The sequence below is a fragment of the Mesorhizobium sp. genome (assembly GCF_024509055.1).
Lineage (GTDB): Bacteria > Pseudomonadota > Alphaproteobacteria > Rhizobiales > Rhizobiaceae > Mesorhizobium.
Genome location: NZ_JANINM010000050.1, coordinates 45,766 through 65,634 on the forward strand (window position 1 = coordinate 45,766; position 19,869 = coordinate 65,634).

At 63.8% G+C, this 19,869-nt stretch carries 20 protein-coding genes; 5 read left to right on the forward strand and 15 right to left on the reverse strand.

Annotated elements, in window-relative coordinates; all coding sequences use genetic code 11:
• Nucleotides 1-3: 3 nt before the first annotated feature.
• Complete coding sequence (locus Q0L57_RS03400) at nucleotides 4-669, reverse strand: tetratricopeptide repeat protein (protein WP_296737920.1); 666 nt, start codon at nucleotides 667-669, stop codon at nucleotides 4-6.
• Between the two features lie 200 nt (nucleotides 670-869).
• On the opposite strand from Q0L57_RS03400, the gene Q0L57_RS03405 reads away from it, so the two are divergent.
• On the forward strand, nucleotides 870-1,883 hold the full coding sequence (locus Q0L57_RS03405; RefSeq protein ID WP_296737921.1) for a polysaccharide deacetylase: 1,014 nt from the start codon (nucleotides 870-872) through the stop codon (nucleotides 1,881-1,883).
• Nucleotides 1,884-1,892: 9 nt separating this feature from the next.
• On the opposite strand, the gene sbmA is transcribed toward Q0L57_RS03405, so the two are convergent.
• The 3 genes from sbmA to Q0L57_RS03420 all read right to left on the reverse strand — a co-directional run bounded on the left by sbmA (nucleotide 1,893) and on the right by Q0L57_RS03420 (nucleotide 4,724).
• Nucleotides 1,893-3,152 carry a peptide antibiotic transporter SbmA gene (gene sbmA, locus Q0L57_RS03410; protein ID WP_296737923.1) on the reverse strand — a complete coding sequence of 420 codons (1,260 nt, stop codon included), beginning with the start codon at nucleotides 3,150-3,152 and terminating at the stop codon, nucleotides 1,893-1,895.
• Nucleotides 3,153-3,274: 122 nt separating this feature from the next.
• Complete coding sequence (locus Q0L57_RS03415; RefSeq protein WP_296737924.1) at nucleotides 3,275-4,435, reverse strand: YbfB/YjiJ family MFS transporter; 1,161 nt, start codon at nucleotides 4,433-4,435, stop codon at nucleotides 3,275-3,277.
• Nucleotides 4,436-4,526: 91 nt separating this feature from the next.
• On the reverse strand, nucleotides 4,527-4,724 hold the full coding sequence (locus tag Q0L57_RS03420; protein ID WP_296737926.1) for a hypothetical protein: 198 nt from the start codon (nucleotides 4,722-4,724) through the stop codon (nucleotides 4,527-4,529).
• Between the two features lie 97 nt (nucleotides 4,725-4,821).
• Here Q0L57_RS03420 and Q0L57_RS03425 point away from each other — a divergent pair, with 97 nt between their 5' ends.
• From Q0L57_RS03425 to Q0L57_RS03435, 3 genes are all read left to right on the forward strand, one after another.
• Nucleotides 4,822-5,736, forward strand: a complete 915-nt coding sequence (locus Q0L57_RS03425) for a LysR substrate-binding domain-containing protein (RefSeq protein ID WP_296737928.1) — start codon at nucleotides 4,822-4,824, stop codon at nucleotides 5,734-5,736.
• A gap of 79 nt (nucleotides 5,737-5,815) precedes the next feature.
• A complete protein-coding gene (locus Q0L57_RS03430) occupies nucleotides 5,816-7,072 on the forward strand; it encodes an aminopeptidase (RefSeq protein ID WP_296737930.1) in 1,257 nt (418 codons plus the stop codon).
• A gap of 23 nt (nucleotides 7,073-7,095) precedes the next feature.
• A complete protein-coding gene (locus Q0L57_RS03435; RefSeq protein ID WP_296737931.1) occupies nucleotides 7,096-7,452 on the forward strand; it encodes a DUF488 domain-containing protein in 357 nt (118 codons plus the stop codon).
• Nucleotides 7,453-7,669: 217 nt separating this feature from the next.
• Here Q0L57_RS03435 and Q0L57_RS03440 read toward each other — a convergent pair whose 3' ends face one another.
• From Q0L57_RS03440 to Q0L57_RS03485, 10 genes are all read right to left on the reverse strand, one after another.
• Complete coding sequence (locus Q0L57_RS03440) at nucleotides 7,670-8,017, reverse strand: ArsC family reductase (RefSeq protein ID WP_296737933.1); 348 nt, start codon at nucleotides 8,015-8,017, stop codon at nucleotides 7,670-7,672.
• Nucleotides 8,018-8,196: 179 nt separating this feature from the next.
• Entirely contained in the window at nucleotides 8,197-8,550 is a 354-nt protein-coding gene (locus Q0L57_RS03445) for a nuclear transport factor 2 family protein (RefSeq protein WP_296737934.1), read from the reverse strand.
• Nucleotides 8,551-8,681: 131 nt separating this feature from the next.
• Nucleotides 8,682-9,317: a 2'-5' RNA ligase family protein gene (locus tag Q0L57_RS03450; RefSeq protein WP_296737935.1), complete on the reverse strand. Its 636-nt coding sequence runs from the start codon at nucleotides 9,315-9,317 to the stop codon at nucleotides 8,682-8,684.
• 56 nt (nucleotides 9,318-9,373) lie between these two features.
• Nucleotides 9,374-10,360, reverse strand: a complete 987-nt coding sequence (locus Q0L57_RS03455; RefSeq protein ID WP_296737936.1) for a 2-dehydropantoate 2-reductase — start codon at nucleotides 10,358-10,360, stop codon at nucleotides 9,374-9,376.
• Nucleotides 10,360-11,889, reverse strand: coding sequence for an acyl--CoA ligase (locus Q0L57_RS03460; RefSeq protein ID WP_296737937.1), 1,530 nt, complete (start codon nucleotides 11,887-11,889; stop codon nucleotides 10,360-10,362). Before Q0L57_RS03460 ends, Q0L57_RS03455 begins: the two co-directional genes overlap by 1 nt.
• Before the next feature lie 50 nt (nucleotides 11,890-11,939).
• Nucleotides 11,940-13,526 (reverse strand): gamma-glutamyltransferase, encoded by a 1,587-nt coding sequence (gene ggt / locus Q0L57_RS03465; protein WP_296737938.1) that lies wholly within the window; start codon nucleotides 13,524-13,526, stop codon nucleotides 11,940-11,942.
• 24 nt (nucleotides 13,527-13,550) lie between these two features.
• The gene (locus Q0L57_RS03470; protein WP_296737940.1) at nucleotides 13,551-14,351 is read right to left on the reverse strand and encodes an ABC transporter permease; all 801 of its coding nucleotides are present in this window, start codon (nucleotides 14,349-14,351) and stop codon (nucleotides 13,551-13,553) included.
• Complete coding sequence (locus tag Q0L57_RS03475; RefSeq protein WP_296737941.1) at nucleotides 14,348-15,271, reverse strand: ABC transporter permease; 924 nt, start codon at nucleotides 15,269-15,271, stop codon at nucleotides 14,348-14,350. Before Q0L57_RS03475 ends, Q0L57_RS03470 begins: the two co-directional genes overlap by 4 nt.
• Nucleotides 15,268-16,350, reverse strand: coding sequence for an ABC transporter ATP-binding protein (locus Q0L57_RS03480; RefSeq protein WP_296737942.1), 1,083 nt, complete (start codon nucleotides 16,348-16,350; stop codon nucleotides 15,268-15,270). Before Q0L57_RS03480 ends, Q0L57_RS03475 begins: the two co-directional genes overlap by 4 nt.
• A 78-nt stretch (nucleotides 16,351-16,428) precedes the next feature.
• Complete coding sequence (locus Q0L57_RS03485; protein WP_296737943.1) at nucleotides 16,429-17,469, reverse strand: ABC transporter substrate-binding protein; 1,041 nt, start codon at nucleotides 17,467-17,469, stop codon at nucleotides 16,429-16,431.
• Nucleotides 17,470-17,698: 229 nt separating this feature from the next.
• On the opposite strand from Q0L57_RS03485, the gene Q0L57_RS03490 reads away from it, so the two are divergent.
• Nucleotides 17,699-18,400, forward strand: a complete 702-nt coding sequence (locus Q0L57_RS03490; protein ID WP_296737944.1) for a GntR family transcriptional regulator — start codon at nucleotides 17,699-17,701, stop codon at nucleotides 18,398-18,400.
• 331 nt (nucleotides 18,401-18,731) lie between these two features.
• Here Q0L57_RS03490 and Q0L57_RS03495 read toward each other — a convergent pair.
• A partial coding sequence (locus tag Q0L57_RS03495; RefSeq protein ID WP_296737946.1) for an aldehyde dehydrogenase family protein occupies nucleotides 18,732-19,869 on the reverse strand: 1,138 nt, incomplete at its 5' end.

Genomic DNA, 19,869 nt, shown 5'->3' on the forward strand with positions numbered 1-19,869 from the left:
AGGTCACGAAGCATTGCCCGACCCGCGGATCAGTTCGGACATCAGTTCCGCCCGCTGGCGCAGATTGCGCGGGGCGGCGTCATCCGAAGAGATCTGGTCGAACAGCTTGAGCGCGTCGGCCGACTTGCCTTCCTTCCAGGCGGCAAGGCCAAGCGCTTCACGCGCCGAGTGGCGCAGCGGGTTGGTGTCGGCAGTCAGCGCCTCGACCCGGCTTGAGACATCGGCGAAAGAGCCATGATCGACGAGAAGCAGCGCAGCCCTCAGCCGCGCCATGTCGCGGATGCCGGCCGGAATGGCGTTGTCGGCGGCGACCTCGTCGAAATCCTTGACCGCTCCGTTGACGTCGCCCTTGTCGGCCTTGACGGTGGCGGCGCGCATGCGAGCAAGCAGCGGATAGGCGCCGTAGCCGTCCTTCTCGAGCTGGTCGAGCGCGGCGATCGCCTCGTCATTCTTGCCGTCATTGGCGAGCTTGAGGGCGGCCGAGAAAGCGTCGCCAGAGCGGTTGGCGCGCGTCTCGTCCCAATAGCGGTAGCCGACGACGGCGGCGGTGCCGATCACAATCAGGATCGCAAGGCCAAGCACGATCGGCCCAAAACGGTCCCACAGCGCCTGCGCCTGCTCGCGACGAATCTCTTCGTTGACTTCGCGGATAAAAGTGTCGTCCGACATCAATCAATACCATTGCAACCCCGGACGGGGTGCTTCTTGAGCCCGCGTTTTAGCGGAATTTTGTCGGCATGGAAGGGGTCCGGCCGGAAAATCGGCTGGACAATCCGAGACGCCACCAGGACTGGCCGGAACGCATCGACGCCATATTTGAGCGATAGCCGGCTTCCCAACAGTTTGAAAGATTTGCCCAAAAGATGCCAATGCCTCGTCCGTTCCGCGTCCTTGCGTTCAGTCTCGCCTCGCTTGCTTCAACTTCCACGGTGTTCGCCGATCCGCCCCGGCCGACAACGGCCTCGACGGCCAAGCCCAAGCAGATCGTGCTGATCTCCTTCGACAGCGCGAGGGAGATTTCGCAGTGGGAGCGCAGCCGCGCGCTGGCGAAGCGCACCGGCGCGCATTTCACCTATTTCCTCTCCTGCGTATTCCTGCTTTCGCCGGAAACGCGCACGCAATACACCGCGCCCGGCAAAGGCGCCGGCAAATCCAACATCGGCTTTGCCGCGTCGAAACAGGAGGTGGCCGACCGGCTGGAACAGATCCGGCTCGCGGCGACCGAAGGCCACGATATCGCCAGCCATGCCTGCGGCCATTTCGACGGCAAGGGCTGGAGCAAGGCCGACTGGCTGGCCGAGTTCGGCGCGTTCCGGCGCATTCTCGAAAATGCCTATGCGATCAACGGCATCTCGCCCGAGCCCTCCGGCTGGCACGATGTGGCGCGGCATGCGGTGACAGGTTTTCGCGCGCCGTATCTGTCGACCAACGCGGCGCTTTATCAGGCGCTGCCCGAGGCCGGCTTCCAGTACGACGCCAGCGGCGTGTCGAAGGGCCCTGCCCTGCCGGCGGTCAAGAACGGCACCACGCGGTTTTCCTTGCCGCTGATCCCGGAAGGACCGAAGGCCAAGCCCGTGGTCGCGATGGATTACAACCTCTATGTCCGCCATTCGAACGGCTATGAGAAGCCGGCCATGGCGGGCGAGTTCGCCGACCGCGCCTACCAGGCGTTCCGCGCGGCCTTCGATGCCGAATACAGCGGCAAGCGCATTCCGCTGGAGCTCGGCTTCCACTTCACCCAGATGAACCAGGGCGCCTATTGGAACGCGCTGGAGCGCTTCGCCGACGAGGTCTGCGTGAAGGCCGATGTGGAATGCATCAGTTTTCACGACTACGTCGCCCGGCAGCATGCCGGACAGGCACAGGTGACCGCAGGCGGCTGACTACGGCTTTTAAGCCGGATCCTCGGCGCCCTGCCGGGCGAGATAGCGCTGGTCGATGTCGGGCAGCGGCGCACCTTCCAGCGTCGCCTCGAATGCGCGCAAGCGCTTATGGACTGACTGCAGTTCGACGATCGTCGACCAGGACGTGAGGAGGAACTGCAAGGAGCCCGTCACCTTGCCGAAGGCGTTCGATATCTGGTTCAGGGCGCCGAAGGTGATCTTATGCGCAACCAGCGACGGCCCGAGGATCAGCAGCGAGAAGATGTTGTCGGCCTGCAGGTAGGTGTAACGCACGACGTTGAAATAGATGTAGTGGAAGTAGAGCCTGAAGTAGTTGTGCCGGACATTGGCAAACAGTTCCGCCGTGGTCGCCGGCTGCGCCCGGTCGGCGTGATCTTCGCCGTAGACGAGTTCCTTGCGATAGGCGGCTTCGACACGCTGGTTGCGGAACTGCAGTCCGGGCAGTTTCAAACCGGCGATCATCACCGAGATCGTTCCGAAGAGGCACCACGCAAGTGCTGCGACGACAAGCGGCTGCGGGATGGCGCCGACAATCGGCAATTCGCTGATATGCGCCTGCAACTGGATCATGACCGGCAGGAACGCGATCAAAGTCATAATCGACTGGACAAAGCTCGAGCCCAGATCCTCCATGATCTGCGAGAAGCGCATGGTGTCTTCCTGGATACGCTGCGACGCACCCTCAATGTGGCGCAGGCGGCCCCAGTTTTCGATGAAGTAGTTGTTCATCGCCGTGCGCCAGCGGAATATCCAGTGGCTGACGATGAAGGCATTGACGACCTGCACGTTCATTCCAACCAGCGCCAGCCATGAAAAGTCGGCCAATCCGAGATAGAATTCGCCATTGGTCGACTTTCCCGTGCCCGACATCAAGCCCTGGACATAGTCGAAGAATGGCCCATACCAGGCGTTGACCGCGACCGAGACCTGCACGTTGAAATAGATGAAGAACAGGATGACGGCGGTCATCAGGATGGACCAGTTCTGCCAAGGGTGCGGGGCATACCAGCTCCAGAACGCGTAGAAGATCGCCACGCACACCGCGAAGTAGATGTAGAACCACAAGAACGGCTTCGACCACAGCACCGCGATGCCGATGATGGGCGGAGCGCCGGCAGCCGCCGGGGGCAGCCCGAAGACGGCGCCCAACTGCTCGCCGCCGAAGAACCAGAACAGGATCGCGGCGAGGCTCCAGACGGCGGCCGAAGTGAAGAAGAGCTTCGGCTGCGGGAAGAAGGATACGAACACTGGGGCGGGTTCCTCGGTCTGAGCGCGAATCAGCGGCGTTGCTGTGCAGCGGGCATAGGCTCACACATTAGGGGGAAAGAAAATGCCTGCGCCCGATGCCCGGAACCGAGCAAGACGGCAAATCATGGCGATTTTGGCGCAGCCGACCACGCGATGATGCCGGAGACCAGCAAGGCGGCGGCCGCCATGACCGAGGCAAGCACATAATTGCCCGACGCCTGGGCGAGCAGGCCGGCGGCGATCGGGCCGACGATCTGGCCGAGGCCGAAGGCTGCCGTCATCACCGCGAAGATGCGGCGCGGCGCCCGTGGCGCCAGCTGCCTCGCCGCCTGCAGGCCGAGCGCGGTGATGGCGATGAAGGTGCCGCCGAGCAGGATCCCGGCGAGTAGCGGTCCGGCGGCGCCGTTGACGACGACACTGGCGGTGACGCCAACCACCTCGATCAGGCAGGCCAGAGCGTAGGCGCCATAGAGTCCGATCCTGCCGGCGAGCTTCTGCCACAGCCACGTCGAGGGGAAACCCGCGAGGCCGGTGACCATCCAGACAGTCGCCTCGAAGACGCGCCCCCCGCCGCCCTGGCGCACGATGGCGACGAGGAAGGTTGCCGTCACGACGTAGCCGAATCCGAATAGCCCGTAGGCGACGATCATCTTTGTCAGCGATCTGTCGCGGGGCAATGCCGGCTCTCGGCCGTCGACGCCGTTGGCTGGCCCTGCAGAGCCGGTGAGCAGTGCGACGAGAAACAGGCCTGCCACCGAGATCGCGCCGGACCAAAGCCATCCCGCCTGCCAGCCGGCATGTTCGGTGACGAGGATTGCCAACAGAGCGGCGGACCCCGCGATCCCAAGCCCGACGCCGCCGAAATGCAACGCCTGCAGGTCACCACGGCCCGCCGCGGCGAGGTGGCTGAAGACGATTGACGACATGAAGACCATGACGAAGGCGCTGGCGAGTCCTGCCAGGAAGCGGATGACGATGAAGACGGCCATCGTCTCGTTCAGGCCCATCAGGCCGGCCAGCGCGGCGCTGGCGGCGAGACTGCCGAACATCAGCAACCGCTCACGGCCATGCGCCCAGCCACCGCCGGCGGCAAGTGCGCCGATCAGATAGCCGAGATAATTGGCGGAGGCGATCCAGCCGGCATCGGCCGGCGATAGATGCAGTTCCTCCATCATGCCGGGCAGGATCGGCGTATAGACGAAGCGGCCGATGCCCATGGCGACGGCAAGCGCCGCCATGCCGGCGAAGGCAAGGCGCAAAGGGGATGGAGAAGCGGCGTTCATTGCAGTGCACAATAGATGTGCGCGCACGCGAAACAATGTGCTTGCGTTGGGCCAGCAATATCGGCGCCAACCGCCGCTTTCAGGCGGCTTATTAGTGGCAGGCTGTTTCGTAAGCCGTGCGGCGGGCGGTAAGCCGGAACGGCATGTCGCCGAGCTCGCGTTCCGACATCATCTCGAGGGCCGGATGCGACAAAGGATCGACGACCCAGCGGGCAACCTCGCCCTCGTCGGAGCGACCCTGTTTCATGTCCAGGCCCGATAGCCCCTTCAGCAAGGATAAAATCTTCATTGGATTTGCCTCCAAGGTCTGGCGTCCCTCGCTAAATTCCGCCCTTTCCAGACAGGTTTCAATTGAGATTTCAGGTCATTCAGTTTAGAAAAACTGAATGGCAATGCTGAACCGCGTCCATCTCAACGGCTTGCGCGCCGTGGAAACTGTCGCCCGGCTGGGCTCGCTCGCGGCCGCGGCGGCGGAGTTGAACGTGTCGGTCAGCGCCGTCAGCCAACAGGTCAAGCGCACGGAAAGCCAGCTTGGCCAGGCGCTGTTCGAACGCACGCCGGGCGGGCTGGTGCCGACGGAATTCGGGACCGCCTTCACCGCACGGCTGAGCACGGGCTTCCGCGAGCTCGCGCAGGCGGTAGCGCTGGCCGACGAGGCGAGCGAATGCACGCTGGTGGTGTCGGTGGCCCCGGCCTTCGCTTCGAAATGGCTGCTGCCCAGGCTGTCGCGACATTTTTCCCGCCATCCGAAGGTGCTGCTACGCATCGACGCCTCGGCTCGCATAGCCGATCTCGACCATTCCGACATCGACATCGCCATAAGGCTCGGCGACGGCAAGTGGGCGGGCGGGCGGGCGGAACTGCTACTTGCGCAAGAGGTCTTTCCGGTCTGCGCGCCATCGATCGCCGCCAGGCTGAGGTCGATCGAGGATCTTTCGCAGACCTGCGCAATCACCGACGAGCGGGCGATGTTCAGTTGGGATGGCTGGTTCGAGGCGGCTGGTGTCGAACCGGTGACCTTCCAGAAAGGGGCGCGCTTCACCGACCCGATGCTTTGCCTGGAATCGGCGATCGCCGGCCACGGGGTGATGCTCGCCTGGCAATTGCTCACCGCCGACGCGCTGGCCGACGGCCGGCTGGTCGCGCCCTTCGGCGTGCGGGCGCAGAGCGGGCTCGGTTACTGGCTGGTTACATCACCGACCAAAAGCGAGAGCCGCAAGGTGCGCGACTTCAAAGCCTGGGTCCGCGAGGAGATCGAGGCGACCATGGCTCAGTTCCGGGCGCTCGACAGCGCCGCCTAAACCAGTCGATCGCGGTGGAAAGGCGGGGCTCGTCGGTCTATGTAAGAACCAGACCCCAAACCACACGGCAGGCAGGATCATGACCACACATTCGCGCGGCGTCTCGGCAACCATCGACCCGGTGAAGCTCGACAGGCTGGCGGAAGTCGCCGTCAAGGTCGGCCTGCAGCTGCAGCCCGGGCAGGATCTGGTGCTGACCTCGTCGATCGCTGCGCTGCCGCTGACCAGGCGCATCGTCGAGCATGCCTACAAGGCCGGCGCCGGGCTGGTGACGCCGATCTTCAACGATGACGAAATCACGCTGGCGCGCTTCCGCTATGGCGCGGACGCCGGCTTCGACCGCGCCGCCGGCTGGCTCTATGAAGGCATGGCGAACGCCTTTTCCAACAACGCGGCTCGGCTTGCGGTGCGCGGCGAGGACCCCTCGCTGTTGTCTGCGCAGGACCCTGCCAAGGTGGCGCGCGCCAACAAGGCGAACTCGATGGCCTACCAGCCGGCGCTGGAGAAGATCACGGGCTTCGACATCAACTGGAACATCGTCGCCTATCCCGACCTCGCCTGGGCAAGGCAGGTTTTTCCGGGCGAGCCCGACGACGTCGCGGTGGTCAAGCTTGCCGACGCGATCTTCTCGGCCTCGCGCGTCGATGTCGAGGATCCGATCGGCAACTGGAAAGCGCACAACGCCGCGCTCGCCGAGCGCACGAAATGGCTGAACGGGCACAATTTCCACGCGCTGCATTTCACCGGGCCGGGCACCGACCTGACCGTTGGCCTTGCCGAAGGCCACGAATGGATGGGTGGCGCCTCGACGGCCAAGAACGGCATCACCTGCAACCCGAACATCCCGACCGAGGAAGTCTTCACCACGCCGCATGCAAGGCGCGTCGAAGGCCATGTCTCCTCCACCAAGCCGCTCTCCTACCAGGGCACGCTGATCGACGAGATTTCCGTGCGCTTCGAGGGCGGTCGGATCGTCGAAGCCAAGGCCTCGAAGGGCGAGGATGTGCTGAAGAAAGTGCTGGACACCGACGAAGGCGCGCGCCGCCTTGGCGAAGTGGCGCTGGTGCCGCATTCCTCACCGATCTCGAAGAGCGGGCTGTTGTTCTTCAACACGCTGTTCGACGAGAACGCGGCCTGCCACATCGCGCTGGGACAGTGCTATTCGAAGTGCTTCGTCGATGGCGCCTCGCTCAGCCAGGACGAGATCGCTGAGCGCGGCGGCAACAAGAGCTTCATCCATATCGACTGGATGATCGGCTCGGACAAGATCGACATCGACGGCGTGGCCAAGGACGGCAGCCGCGTGCCGGTGATGCGCAAGGGCGAGTGGGCGTAAAGACCTCCGCGAAGGAAACGCAAATGGCCTTCGACATAGCTGTTAGGCGCGTCTACGAGCCGCCGGAGAAATCCGACGGCCAGCGGGTGCTGGTCGACCGCCTCTGGCCGCGCGGCGTCGCCAAGAAGGACGCCGCTCTGGCTTTATGGCTGAAAGAGATCGCGCCGAGCGACGATCTGCGCAAATGGTTCGGGCACGATCCGGAGCGCTGGGCCGAGTTCCAGAAACGGTACCGGGCTGAGCTCGACGCCAACAAGGAGGCGGTGGCGCAACTGCGCGGCGTGCTGCGCGAAGGCAAGGTGACGCTGCTCTACGGCGCGCATGACGAGGCGCACAACAATGCGGTGGCGCTGAAGGAGTACCTGCAAGCCCGCTCGTAGGATCAATTCATTGGGACGCTGCGGGACAGCGCCCCCCTCTGTCCTGCCGGACATCTCCCCCACAAGGGGGGAGATCAGCTGTCGCATCGGCTTTCGCCAATCATAAACGTTGCAAGAAATGAACGAGACGCCCCGGCTGCCAATCTCCCCCCTCGTGGGGGAGATGTCCGGCAGGACAGAGGGGGGCGCGAAGGAACGCGATCTACAAGGTTGAGTTCTACTTCACCTTCGCCTCGTAGATCTCCGGCTTGAAGCCGACGAGAACGTCATTCCCCACCTCCAGAACCGGGCGTTTGATCATCGTTGGCTTGGCGAGCATCAGTTTCTTGGCCTTCTTCTCGTCGAGCGCTTCCTTGTCCGCATCCGGCAGTTCGCGAAAGGTCATGCTGCCCTTGTTGAGCAGCTTTTCCCAGCCGACCTTGCCGACCCAGCCGTTCAGCCGATCCGCCTCGATGCCTTCGGCGCGGTAGTCATGGAAGCGATAAGGGACGTCATGGCTCTCCAGCCAGACGCGCGCCTTCTTGATCGTATCGCAGTTGGTGATGCCGTACATGGTTATGGTCAAGGCAGACCTCGGTTGGATGGGGGTTACGAATCGAACCGAACCCTAGGCCTGCCCTGCCCCCTTTTCCAGCAGGACGGTCTGATGTGCCTCGCGGAGCCGGAGCCTCGTCCTGGCCCCGGCCTCACTCTGTTGAAGCGCAGCGATGTGCACTGGCTGCTGGAGGCTGGCTGTTTCCGGCCTCAGTAATAGAAGCGCTCTTCGCTGATCTTGCCGTTCTTGACCGTATAGAGGCCAACCTCGTCCATTTTGACGCGTTCGCCGGTCGACTTGGGCGTGATGTCGAAGGTGAAGCGCAAGGCGAACTGGTCACCATTGACATATGGCCCCTCGATCGAGCCGCCATGAACCTCGTGGTTTGCTTCCCACCATTCGCCCTTCTGCTTGACGGCCTGCTTGCCGTTGCAGACGGCCATCGGCCCCTCCATCGCCTCGTAGCTGACGATGTCTTCGGCATTGTACTTTGCAGCGGCGCCGTGGCTGTCGCCCTTCTTGAGGAGTTCGGTGAAGTCCTTGGCAATGTCGGCAGTGGTCATGGGATCCTCCCGGTTTGAACCAGACATCAAGTAGGAACCGATCGCGCGCCTGCCACTGGGGCGCTGCTCCGCAGGTGACAATTCGTGTCAGCATGGCGGCATGCGGTGACGATAACGACGATATGAGGTGCTCACATGACAGCATGTGCGTCGTCCTGACCACTCAATTGCCAGCGTCTGATGACCTGGTACCGATCCTGACGCAGGAAGCTGTGTACCAATACGAACTCGCGCACGGTCCAACCGATCGGTTCGACTGGCCGCTGCTCAACTCTCGGAACACGCGCCTTGTCGCGCAGCAAAGTAACATGCGGCTCTATTGAATTCGGGACAAAGGGCCGTAGCGGGCTATCGAGAAGCGCTGCCGTGAACGCCCGCCAGAAGGCTTCAAATTGTGGAATGCCATCACTTGCCCGCAAGACCAGCGCACCACCGCCAAAGGCCGACAGACGGTTGAAAGAAACATCGAAGACCTGGGCTCGTACCAGTGAGCCTGCGTAACAGGCATCCTCAACCAAAAGCTTCGGCAAACCGTCGTAATTGCCCAGCATAGCAAGCGAGATATGGCGATGATTAGGACGAACCAGCTTGCCTCCAAGCCCCAACTCTCTTTGCCAGGCTAGAGCACGCGACTCCAAAACAGAGGCGATCATCTGTTCGGCAGGAATGGCGAAGAACAACCGGTCAGTCGGATCGCGACTGGCCCGATCCCACCGAAAAAAAGCTTGGCCGTTCCTGCCGACCCCGTACCACGGCTCTCCATTCATGGCTGATCCTTTCGGATATCGTCCAAAGGATCAGACTAGAACAAATCAAGAACAAACTACAAGAGCGAATAACAACCGCGCTCGATGGCCAACCGCCGGACCAGCGCCAGCACGCTGTCGATGGTCGGCGTCGGCTGGCTCGTCAGCCGGCCGAGTTCCTGCACGGCCGTGACCAGCGCGTCGATCTCCATGGGACGGCCGCGTTCCAGATCCTGCAGCATCGAGGTCTTGTGCTCGCCGACATCGCCGGCGCCCTTGATGCGCCGGTCGACGGCAATGGGGAAGCGCACGCCAAGGCTCTCGCCGATCGCCTGGGCCTCCAGCATCATGGCGCGGGCCACGGCGCGCGTGCCTTCGTCGGCGACGATCGCCGCAAGCGTGCTGCCGGTCAGCGCAGAGATCGGATTGAAGGACAGGTTACCCCAGAGCTTCACCCAGATCTCCGAGCGTATGTCCTCGCGGACGGGCGACTGAAGTCCGGCCGCGACGAACTCCCTGGCGAGCCATGTGACGCGATCGCTCTTTTCGCCCGAAGGCTCGCCGAGCGAAAAGCGCGTACCCTCGACATGACGGATCAGGCCGGGGGCGTCGACCTCGACAGCCGGATAGACGACCGAGCCAATGACGCGCTCAGGACCGATACCTTCCCAGATAGCCCCACCGGGATCGACGGAAGCAAGTCGCGTGCCTTCGAGCGCGCCGCCCGCCTTATAGAAATACCACCAGGGCACGCCGTTCTGCATGGTGACGACGGCGGTCCCCTTGCCCAGCAGCGGTCTGATTTCGCCTAGGGCCGGCGCCAGCGAATGCGCCTTCAGCGCCAGCACGACATAGTCCTGTTCGCGAAGCTCATCGGCGCGTGCGGCGGCCTTGACCGAAGCGATGGTTTCCTTGTCGCCCTCGACCAGCCGCAGACCGCTGGTCTTGATCGCCTCGAGATGCGCGCCGCGCGCGACGATCGACAGATCGACATTGCCGGCGATCGCCAGCTTTGCCGCTAGGTAACCGCCGATCGCGCCGGCGCCGAAAATGGCAACGCGCATCAGCCGAGACCCAGCTTCGCCGCGAGGCCGATGCGCTGCAACTTGCCCGTCGCGCCCTTCGGAATCTCGTCCAGGATCAGCACCTTGCGCGGCACCTTGAAGTCGGCGAGCCGGGTTGCGGCAAACCCCCGGATATCGGCCTCGCTGGCGCTCTTGCCTTCGCGCAGCACGACGGCGGCGGCGACCTCCTCGCCGAGCTTGTCATGCGGCATGGCGAATGTGACGACCTGCGCCACCGCCGGATGGTCCATCAGCACGCCGTCGACCTCGAGCGGCGAGATCTTCTCGCCGCCGCGATTGATGATCTCCTTCAGGCGGCCGGTGACGCGCAAATAGCCGTCCTCATCCAGCACGCCCTGGTCGCCGGTGTGGAACCAGCCATGGGCGAAGGCGCTGACATTGGCGTCGGGGTTCTTCTCGTAGCCTGTGGTGACGTTCGGCCCGCGAATGACGATCTCGCCGGTCTCGCCGGGTTTGAGGAGTTGTCCGTCCAGCGCCATGACGGCCACATCCGGTCCGGCGGCCGCGCCGACACTGCCGGGCTTGCGCCGGCCCGGCGGCAGGCGGTTGGAGGCCATCTGATGCGCGGCCTCCGTCATGCCATAGGCTTCGATAACCGGACAGCCGAAGGTTGTTTCGAGCTCAGCCATCACCTGCGCCGGCAGCGAGGCGGACGACGAACGGATGAAGCGCAGCTTCGCCCCGGCGAGCTGTTCGAGATTGCGTGCAGCGCGCGGCAGGATCGCCTGGTGCATGGTGGGGACTGCCGTGTACCAGCTTGGCTTTGCGTCGGTCAGCCACTGGAAGAAGCGCAGCGCGTTGAAACCCGGCGTGCAGAATACGGAGCCGCCGGCGGCGAGCGAGGAAAGCACGGCCGCGATCAGCCCGTGGATGTGGAACAGCGGCATGATGTTGAGGCAGCGATCAGAAGCTGTCAGGCCGAGCGTCGCGCCGATATGCCTGGCCGAGGCGGCAAGGTTGGCGTGGCTGAGCGGGACCAGCTTCGGTCGCGAGGTGGTACCCGAGGTATGGAGCAGCAGCGCAATGTCGCCGTCCTCAGCCAATCCGGAGGCAACTGCCGGGCCGACCGGCTCGCCCTCGATCGCGAAGACGCCGGCTGGCGCACCTTCAGGGACCACCAGGCGCAGCACGCGGATGCCGAGACGCTCCGCGACCTCGACCGCGGGCCCCTTCTCGTCCTTGCCGACAAGGATCGCCTTGACGCCGATGTCGCTCAGATAGAAGTCGAGCTCGTCGGCGCGATAGGCCGGATTGAGCGGGGCCGTGGAGGCAGCAGCGGCCACCGCGATGAAGGCCGTTGCCATTTCCGGGCCGTTCGGCAGCACGATGGCGACGCGGTCGCCTCGGCCGATGCCGAGCGTATTAAGCCGCGCCACGGTCTCCTGGATCAGGCGCCGCAGCCCGCCATGCGAAAGGGTTGCTCGCTCGGGCGCGGCAATGGCCGGCGCATCCTCGGCGCCGGGTGCGAGGCGATGGGCAAGATCGGTGGCGTTTTTGCTGTTCGTCATGGTTCCAGACTATGTTTTGAACGATCGGCCGATGTCCAGCAAAGGACTGCTCAATAACCGAGCGCCAGGCCGTCCTTGCGCGGATCGGAGGCGCCGGTCAGCGTGCCTTTTTCCCAATCGATGAGCACCGCCTGCCCACCGCCCAGCGGATGGTCGGGTTCCACGACGCGATGACCGCAGCGGCGCAGGCCTTCGACAGCGTCGGCGCGCACGCTGCGTTCGGCTTCGACGACATCATGATTGTAGAAGACGCGAGCGGCATCTATGGCCTGCTGCGGGTCCATGCCGAAGTCGATCATGTTGGTCAAAAGATGCACATGGCCGAAGGGCTGATAGCCACCGCCCATGACACCGAACGGCATGACGGCTCGGCCGTTCCTCGTCATCATGCCGGGCATGATCGTGTGCATCGGCCGCTTGCCGGGGGCGATGACGTTCGGGTGCTTCGGATCGAGCCGGAAGCTCGAGCCACGGTTCTGCAGCACAACCCCGGTCTTCGGACCGACGACGCCGCTGCCGAAGGAATAGTAGGTAGAGTTGATGAAGCTCACGGCGTTGCGGTCGCGGTCCACGACCGTGATGTAGACCGTGTCGCTGCCCGGCAGGTCGAGACGCGGCAGGTCGGTCATGGCGCGCCCGGGATCGATCACAGCGCGCAGGCTATCTGCATAGGCAGCGGATAGAAGCTCCCTCACCGGAACGTCGACATGATCTTGGTCGCCGAAGAACGCATCGCGATCCTGGTAGGCCAGCCGTCCCGCCTCGATCTCCAGATGCAGGCGTTCGGCGCCGTCGGGATCGAGCTTGCCGAGGTCGAAGCCCGACAACACGTTCAGCATCAACAGCGCGGTCAGACCCTGATTGTTGGGCGGCATCTGGTGGATGTCGTGACCGCGATAGGACGTGCTGATCGCCGTCCTGTAATCGCCCTTCGTCGCGGCGAAATCGTCGAGCGTATGCAACCCGCCGAGCGCGCGAAGCCGGTCGACCAAATCCTCTGCCACCGAACCCTCGTAGAAGCCGGCCCGGCCTTTTTTCGCGATGACGCGCAGCGTCTCCGCCAATTCCGGCTGGCGATGGACATCGCCGGCTCTTGGCGGCTTACCTCCGGGCAGGAAGATGCGCGCCGATACCTCGTCGGCCGACAGGTCGGTTTCCGGATCGTGCCAGTCGAAGGCTACGCGATCATGCACGACATAGCCGTGTTCGGCGTAATGGATCGCGGGCGCTAGAGCGTCGGCGATGCCCTTGCGGCCATGGTCTTCAAGCAGCCGGCACCAGGCATCGACGGCGCCGGGAACGGTCACCGCATGCGGTCCCTGCTTGGGCAATTCGCTGAAACCCTTGTCCAGATACCAATCGACTGTCGCAGCCTTGGGCGCGCGCCCGGAGCCGTTGAAGGCGAGCACATCGCCCTGCCCCTTGGGGCAATAGAGGACAAAGCAATCGCCGCCGATGCCGGTCGATTGCGGCTCGACCACGGCCTGCACGGCGGCGGCGCAGACGGCCGCGTCCATGGCGTTGCCGCCGGAGCGCAGCATGTCGATGGCGGCAAGCGTGGAGAGCGGATGCGAGGTCGCGGCCATCGCCTCGGTGGCACGGACCGGCGAGCGGCCGGGAAGCTGGAAGTCACGCATGCGGTTTTTGGATATCCCTGTATTTCAATTTCGGCGGCCGAAAAGCTGGGCAGCTGACAACAAGACGATCGATAGCACGATCAGGCAAGTCGAGATGGCGGCAATCGTCGGATCGATCTGGTCGCGCAGCGCATTGAACATGCGCCGCGTCAGCGTCGTCGTTTCGCCGCCCGAGATGAACAGCGACACCACCACTTCGTCGAAGGAGGTGATGAAGGCGAACAGCGCGCCCGAGACCACCGAGAAGCGTATCTGGGGCATCGTCACCTGGACAAATGCCGAGAAGCGCCCGGCGCCGAGGCTGCGCGCGACCATTTCCTGGTTCATATCGTAAGAGCGCAAACCCGAAAGCACCGTCAGCACGACCAACGGCAGAGCCTGGACGGTGTGGGCGATGACGAGGCCGGTCAGCGTGTTGTTGAGGCCGATGCTTGCGTAAAGGAAGAAGGTGCCGATGCCGATCAGGATGACCGGGATGATCAGCGAGGCGGTGAGCAGCGCGTTGATCGCGCCGGTCAGCCGCAGCGTCCCGACATTGATGGCGTAGGCGGCGGCGGTGCCGAGCAAGGTCGCGACGATCGCCGTCATCACCGCCACTTTCACCGATACTATCGTTGCATCGCGCCATTCGACCGAGCCGAAATAGCTTTCATACCAGCGCAACGACCATTCCTGCGGCGGGAACTGCAACAGCGTCGATCCGGAAAAGGACATGATGACGATGATGACCGACGGCGCGATCAGGAACAGCATGACGAGGCCGCCCAGCAGATAGAGCCAGAGGCGTTGCCAATGGGTGATGGGCAGGCTGTTTTCCATGCTCATCGCCGGCTCCAGACACCGGTGGCGCGTGCGCCGAGCAGCCGCTGGAACAGGCCGAGCAGCGCCAGCGTGACGGCAAGCAGCACGACGCCAAGCGCCGCACCAGCGCCCCAATTGGAATAAAGGCTGGTGGTCTGCTCCATGCGCATCGCCCACATGATGACCTTGCCCCCGCCCATCAGCGCCGGCGTGACGAAGAAGCCGAGGCAGAGCACGAAGACGATGACCACGCCCGAGGCGAGGCCAGGCAGCGACAGCGGGAAGAAGACCTGCCGGAAGGTGGCGGCCGGACTGGCGCCGAGATTCATGCCGGCACGCAGGCAGTCGACATCGATCGTCTTCATCGAGGCGTAGAGCGGCAACACCAGGAACGGCAGCATGATGTGCGTCATGCCGATGACGACGCCGGTGAAATTGTTGGCGAGCGGCAGCGGCTGGCCGATCACGCCGAGGTCGATGAGCCAGTTGTTGATGAGCCCCTTGCGCTGCAGGATGACCAGCCAGGCGTAGGTGCGCACCAGCACCGAGGTCCAGAACGGCAGGATGACGAAGACGAGGCAGATGGAGGCGGCGCGGCGCGGCAGCTGCGACAGCATGTAGGCCAGCGGATAACCGAGCACCACGCAGGCGCCGGTGACGACGAACGCCACCTTGAAGGTGGTGACGAAGGTCTTGATGTACGACGCCTGCTCGAAGAAGCGCGCATAGTTGCTGGCGCTCAGGGCGCCAGTCTCGTCGAACAGCGAGAGCCAGAACAGCCAGCCGATCGGCACGATGATGACGGCGAAGACCAGAAGCAGGCCCGGCGACAAGAGTGCCAAGAGCCCCAGCGCCTGCCGTCGCGCGTCGGCCCGCAGCGCATCGGCGTTCAGGACACCACCTGGCGTGGCGGCACGGTCAAGGCTGGCGGTCCCGATGCTCATTGATCCGCCACCAGAACGACGTCCTGCGCATCGATGCCGAGGGTGATTGGCTCGCCCGGCGCCGGCAGTTTCGCCAGCACGTCCGAACGGCAGTAGTCGCGCAACGTCACCTGCCGGCCATCCTTCAGCGTTGCGTAGCAGACGAAGCTGTCGCCTTGATAGATGACGTCGCCGACAGTCGCCGGCAGCACGTTGGCGTCGCCCGTCTGTTCGGCGCCGGCGACGACGCGCAGCTTCTCAGGCCGCACGATCATCAGATGCCGGCCCGCTGACGGCACGGGTGTCGCCATGCGCAGCCTGCTCCCCTCGTACCACACACCGCCATCGCGGCACTCGACCGGGATGAAGCTGGACTCGCCGATGAAGCCGGCGACGAACTTTGTCTTCGGCCTGGCGTAAAGGGTCTCCGGCTGGTCGATCTGCTCGATGCGCCCGGCGTTCATGACGGCGATGCGGTCCGACATTGTGATCGCCTCGCGCTGATCATGCGTGACGTAGACCGTCGTCATGCCGAGCCGGCGATGCAGGTTTCGCAATTCGATCTGCATGTGCTCGCGCAGGCTTTTGTCGAGCGCCGAGAGCGGCTCGTCCATCAGCACGATGCGCGGCTCGAAGACGATGGCGCGCGCCAGCGCGACACGCTGGCGCTGGCCACCGGAGAGTTGGTCGACGCGGCGCTCGCCGAGGCCTTTCAGTTGCACCAGGTCCAAGGCCCGCTCGACGCGTTCGGCCGTTTCGGCCGCTGGCACGCGTCGCTGCTTGAGCGGAAAGGCAATGTTGTGGAAGACGTTCATATGCGGGAACAGCGCGTAGTTCTGGAACACCATGCCGATGTTGCGCTTGTGCGGCGGCATGGCGATGATCTCCTCGCCGCCGACCTTGATGCTGCCGGCATTCGCCCGCACGAAACCGGCCAGGATCATCAGAAGCGTCGTCTTGCCGGAACCGGATGGCCCGAGCAGCGTCAGGAATTCGCCGGCGGCGACATCGAGGCCGAGGTCGTGCAGGACCGACAAGCCGCCGAAGCGCTTCTCGATACCGCTGATGCCGATGGGAAGCGCGGACTGCGCAAGAGACAAGAGCATCTCCTTCAACTCCGGATCATTTTCGCGAACAATGCGGAGCGGCGCCTCGTGGACGCCGCTCCGATACGATCGCTATTGCTGGATCAGGTTGTTGAACTTCTCGGTCGCCTCGACGAGGTTGTCGCGCCAGAATTCCGGATCCTGCAGCACCTGCTTCTTGACGTTCTCAGGCGCGGAATTGATGTCCTTGATGCGCTCCTGCGGGATCTTGCCGGTCTCGAACGCCTTCTCGTTGGCCGGGCCATTGTCGACGTAAAGCGGCAAGTTTGCCTGGAGGTCGGGGCTGACGAACTTGGCCAGCGCCTTCATGGCGAGGTCCTTGTTCTTCGAGCCCTTCGGAATGACCATGCAGTCGGCGGTCAGCACGCCCTGGTCGAAGGAGAAGCTGACAGGGGCGCCTTCCTTCTTCAGCGTGCCAGCGCGGCCGTTCCAGATGCTGGCCATGTCGACCTCACCGTCCTTGACGAGTTGCATGGCCTGGGCGCCGGAAGTCCACCAGGCATCGACGTGACCGCGGATCTTGTCGACCGATTTTAGCGCCCCGTCGATGTCGACCGGATAGACCTTGTCGATCGGAATGCCCTTGGCCAAAGCCGCGACGCTCAGCGTCTCGGTCGACTGGCTGCCGGAGAGCGCGCGGCGGCCAGGGAACTTCTCGACGTTCCAGAAATCGGCCCAGGTCTTCGGACCCTTGTCGCCGAAAACATCGGTGCGGTAGATCAGCACGACCGAGGTGTAGGAGATGCCCACCCAATCGTCATGGACGAGCTTCGGGTTGATGCCGCTCTTGTCGATGACATTGTAGTCGAGCTTCTCGAACAGGCCTTCCTTCGAGCCGCGCGCGCATTCGTCGGCGCCAAGCTCGGTGATGTCCCATTTGACGGCATTGCCGGTGACCTGCAGCCGCACGTCGTCCAGGCCGTTGGTGGTGTCCTGCTTGATCGTGATGCCGAGTTCCTTGGCCGTCGGATCGAAGAAGGCCTTGGTCTGCGCCTCCTGATAGGTGCCGCCCCAGGAGGCGACCGTGATGGTGTCGGCGGCCAATGCCGGAACGGCAGCCGAGGCCAACAGGCCGGCGATCGCCAGGCCGTGAACGCAAATCGTCTTCGTCATTTTCGCTTCTCCAACCGGTGTTCCCATTATCATTGATTTGGTATGCGAATTTGTATACAATTTTGAGTGTAACTTACCGGAACCCGATGTCAACACGGCTCGTGAACCGGAAAACATTTTTCGCAGCGAACGCCGGTTCGGCCTGCCACCGGTCGGCGAGCGGTCGTGTTCAAGCAGGGGCTAAGGTTCTAGACTGCGATTCTGCGATGGACCGTTGGAGGCGGGACGCTTGAGCAAGGAACGGAAAAACACGCTGCGCGATTCGGTGTTCGAGTCGCTGAAGGCGATGATCATCACCGGCCAGATCCCACCTGGCGGCCGGGTCACGGAAAACGAGATCGCCGAACGCCTGAAAGTGAGCCGCACGCCGGTGCGCGAGGCCTTCAATCGGCTGGAGCGCGACGGCCTGGTGATAGGGCGTCCGCGCCAGGGCTATGTGGTCGCAGAATTCAACCTCACAATGTTTCGCGAGGCTTTCGATATCCGCGAACTGCTGGATGGCCGCGCGACCGAGTTGGCTACAGCCAACGCGACCGCCGCCGACAAGGCGCGGCTGCGCGAGATGCTTGCCGAATGCGAGCGGCTCGCGGCGATCCCCGACCGCAGCACGCGGGAGAAGTTCGAGGAATTGCAGGTCGGCATCGACCTGCACCGGGTTATCGCCGAGATCAGCGGCAACGAGATGCTGCATGGCATGCTGTGCGGCATCCTCGACAAGTGCCAGCAATATGTGTGGACCGAGCTTCTTTGGCTGGACGAGTGGAAGCTGACCCGCGAGGAGCATGCCGGCATCGTCGACGCGATCTGTGCTGGTGAAGTCACTTTAGCCGGCGAGCGGGCGCGGGCGCATGTGCGAGGGTCGCGCGAGAGTATCCTGCGCCTGCTGCAGGCCAAATCCGACTACCAGGGCTTTTTCGCCAAGGCGTCGTGACGAGGGTTGGTTTCCTCGCCCCGCAGAGCGGGTCCAATCGGACAGGAAGAGGAAGATGTGAGTTTGCCGACTTTGGCGTCTTTCCTCTCCCTCCGGAGGGGGGAGAGGTGGCGCTGCGAAGCAGCGACGGAGTGGGGGAACCACCTGACAACCGTCACCGACACATGTTTTGAAAGGGCACCGCGCAAATGGTCGACCCCCACTCCGTCGAGCTTCGCTCGACACCTCTCCCCCGATCGACGGGGGAGAGGAAAAGGCGCGGGCGCTCCGACCTTCGCTCCCTTCCTATTCCCCCGGAAGGCCCATTGGGCAAGGAAAAAGCTTCAACAGATCAACCGCCGTAGCCGACGATGCCCTTGACCTCCAGGAAGTCGTGGATCGCCCAGTCGGCGTATTCGCGGCCGTTGCCGGACTGCTTGTAGCCGCCGAAGGGCGCGAAGGTGTCCCACTCCGGATAATTGATCGAGACCTGGCCGGCGCGGAGTTGGCCAGCGACCTTGCGGGCACGCTCGATGTCCTGCGACTGCACATAAGCGGCCAGACCATAGACGGTGTCGTTGGCGATCTTCACCGCTTCGTCCTCGTCGTCGTAGGAGATGACCGAGAGCACCGGCCCGAAGATCTCTTCCTTCTCGATCGTCATGCCGGGCTTCACATGGCCGAACACGGTCGGGCGCACATAATAGCCGCGATTGAGATGTTCAGGCCGGCCTGGGCCGCCGGTGACCAGCGTGGCGCCCTCCTTGATGCCGGCCTCGATCAGCCGCTGGATCTTGTCGAACTGGATGTTGGAAACGACAGGACCGAGCTTGGTCTCTTCCGAACGCGGATCGCCGACCTTGTGCGCCTCGGCCGCCCGCTTGGCGATGGCCAATGCCTCGTCGTGGCGAGCCGCCGGCACCAGCATGCGCGTCGGCGCGTCGCAGGACTGGCCGCTGTTGCCGAAGCAGCCTTCGACGCCTTTGCGCACAGCCGTCTCGAAATCGGCGTCGGGCAGCACGATGTTGGCCGACTTGCCGCCAAGTTCCTGCGCCACGCGCTTGACCGTCTGCGCCGCGGTCTGCGCGACGATGACGCCCGCGCGCGTCGAACCGGTGAAAGACACCATGTCGACATCGGGATGGCCGGCCATGATCTGACCGACATCGGGGCCGGTGCCGTTGACCATGTTGTAGACGCCCTTCGGCGTGCCGGCGGCCTCCATGACTTCCGAGAAGACGATGCCGCTGATCGGCGCGATCTCGGAGGGCTTCAGCACGACGGTGCAGCCGGCGGCTATGGCAGGGGCTACCTTGCAGACGATCTGGTTGAGCGGCCAGTTCCACGGCGTGATCAGCGCGCAGACGCCGATCGGTTCCTTGACCACCATGGTCGAGCCGCGCTTCTCGGAAAACTCGTAGTCCTCCAGCGACTTGATGGTGGCTTCCATATGCGCGCGGCCGGCCCAGGCCTGCGCCTCGCGCGCCCAG

Coding starts and splice junctions, on each gene's coding strand:
- Q0L57_RS03445 (WP_296737934.1), bottom strand. CDS start 8,550: ATGACCACTGCCGACATTGCCAAGGACTTCACCGAACTCCTCAAGAAG.
- Q0L57_RS03420 (WP_296737926.1), bottom strand. CDS start 4,724: ATGAAGATTTTATCCTTGCTGAAGGGGCTATCGGGCCTGGACATGAAA.
- Q0L57_RS03450 (WP_296737935.1), bottom strand. CDS start 9,317: ATGAATGGAGAGCCGTGGTACGGGGTCGGCAGGAACGGCCAAGCTTTT.
- Q0L57_RS03425 (WP_296737928.1), top strand. CDS start 4,822: ATGGCAATGCTGAACCGCGTCCATCTCAACGGCTTGCGCGCCGTGGAA.
- Q0L57_RS03470 (WP_296737940.1), bottom strand. CDS start 14,351: ATGAGCATGGAAAACAGCCTGCCCATCACCCATTGGCAACGCCTCTGG.
- Q0L57_RS03455 (WP_296737936.1), bottom strand. CDS start 10,360: ATGCGCGTTGCCATTTTCGGCGCCGGCGCGATCGGCGGTTACCTAGCG.
- Q0L57_RS03485 (WP_296737943.1), bottom strand. CDS start 17,469: ATGACGAAGACGATTTGCGTTCACGGCCTGGCGATCGCCGGCCTGTTG.
- Q0L57_RS03475 (WP_296737941.1), bottom strand. CDS start 15,271: ATGAGCATCGGGACCGCCAGCCTTGACCGTGCCGCCACGCCAGGTGGT.
- Q0L57_RS03430 (WP_296737930.1), top strand. CDS start 5,816: ATGACCACACATTCGCGCGGCGTCTCGGCAACCATCGACCCGGTGAAG.
- Q0L57_RS03460 (WP_296737937.1), bottom strand. CDS start 11,889: ATGACGAACAGCAAAAACGCCACCGATCTTGCCCATCGCCTCGCACCC.
- Q0L57_RS03435 (WP_296737931.1), top strand. CDS start 7,096: ATGGCCTTCGACATAGCTGTTAGGCGCGTCTACGAGCCGCCGGAGAAA.
- Q0L57_RS03400 (WP_296737920.1), bottom strand. CDS start 669: ATGTCGGACGACACTTTTATCCGCGAAGTCAACGAAGAGATTCGTCGC.
- Q0L57_RS03405 (WP_296737921.1), top strand. CDS start 870: ATGCCTCGTCCGTTCCGCGTCCTTGCGTTCAGTCTCGCCTCGCTTGCT.
- ggt (WP_296737938.1), bottom strand. CDS start 13,526: ATGCGTGACTTCCAGCTTCCCGGCCGCTCGCCGGTCCGTGCCACCGAG.
- Q0L57_RS03415 (WP_296737924.1), bottom strand. CDS start 4,435: ATGAACGCCGCTTCTCCATCCCCTTTGCGCCTTGCCTTCGCCGGCATG.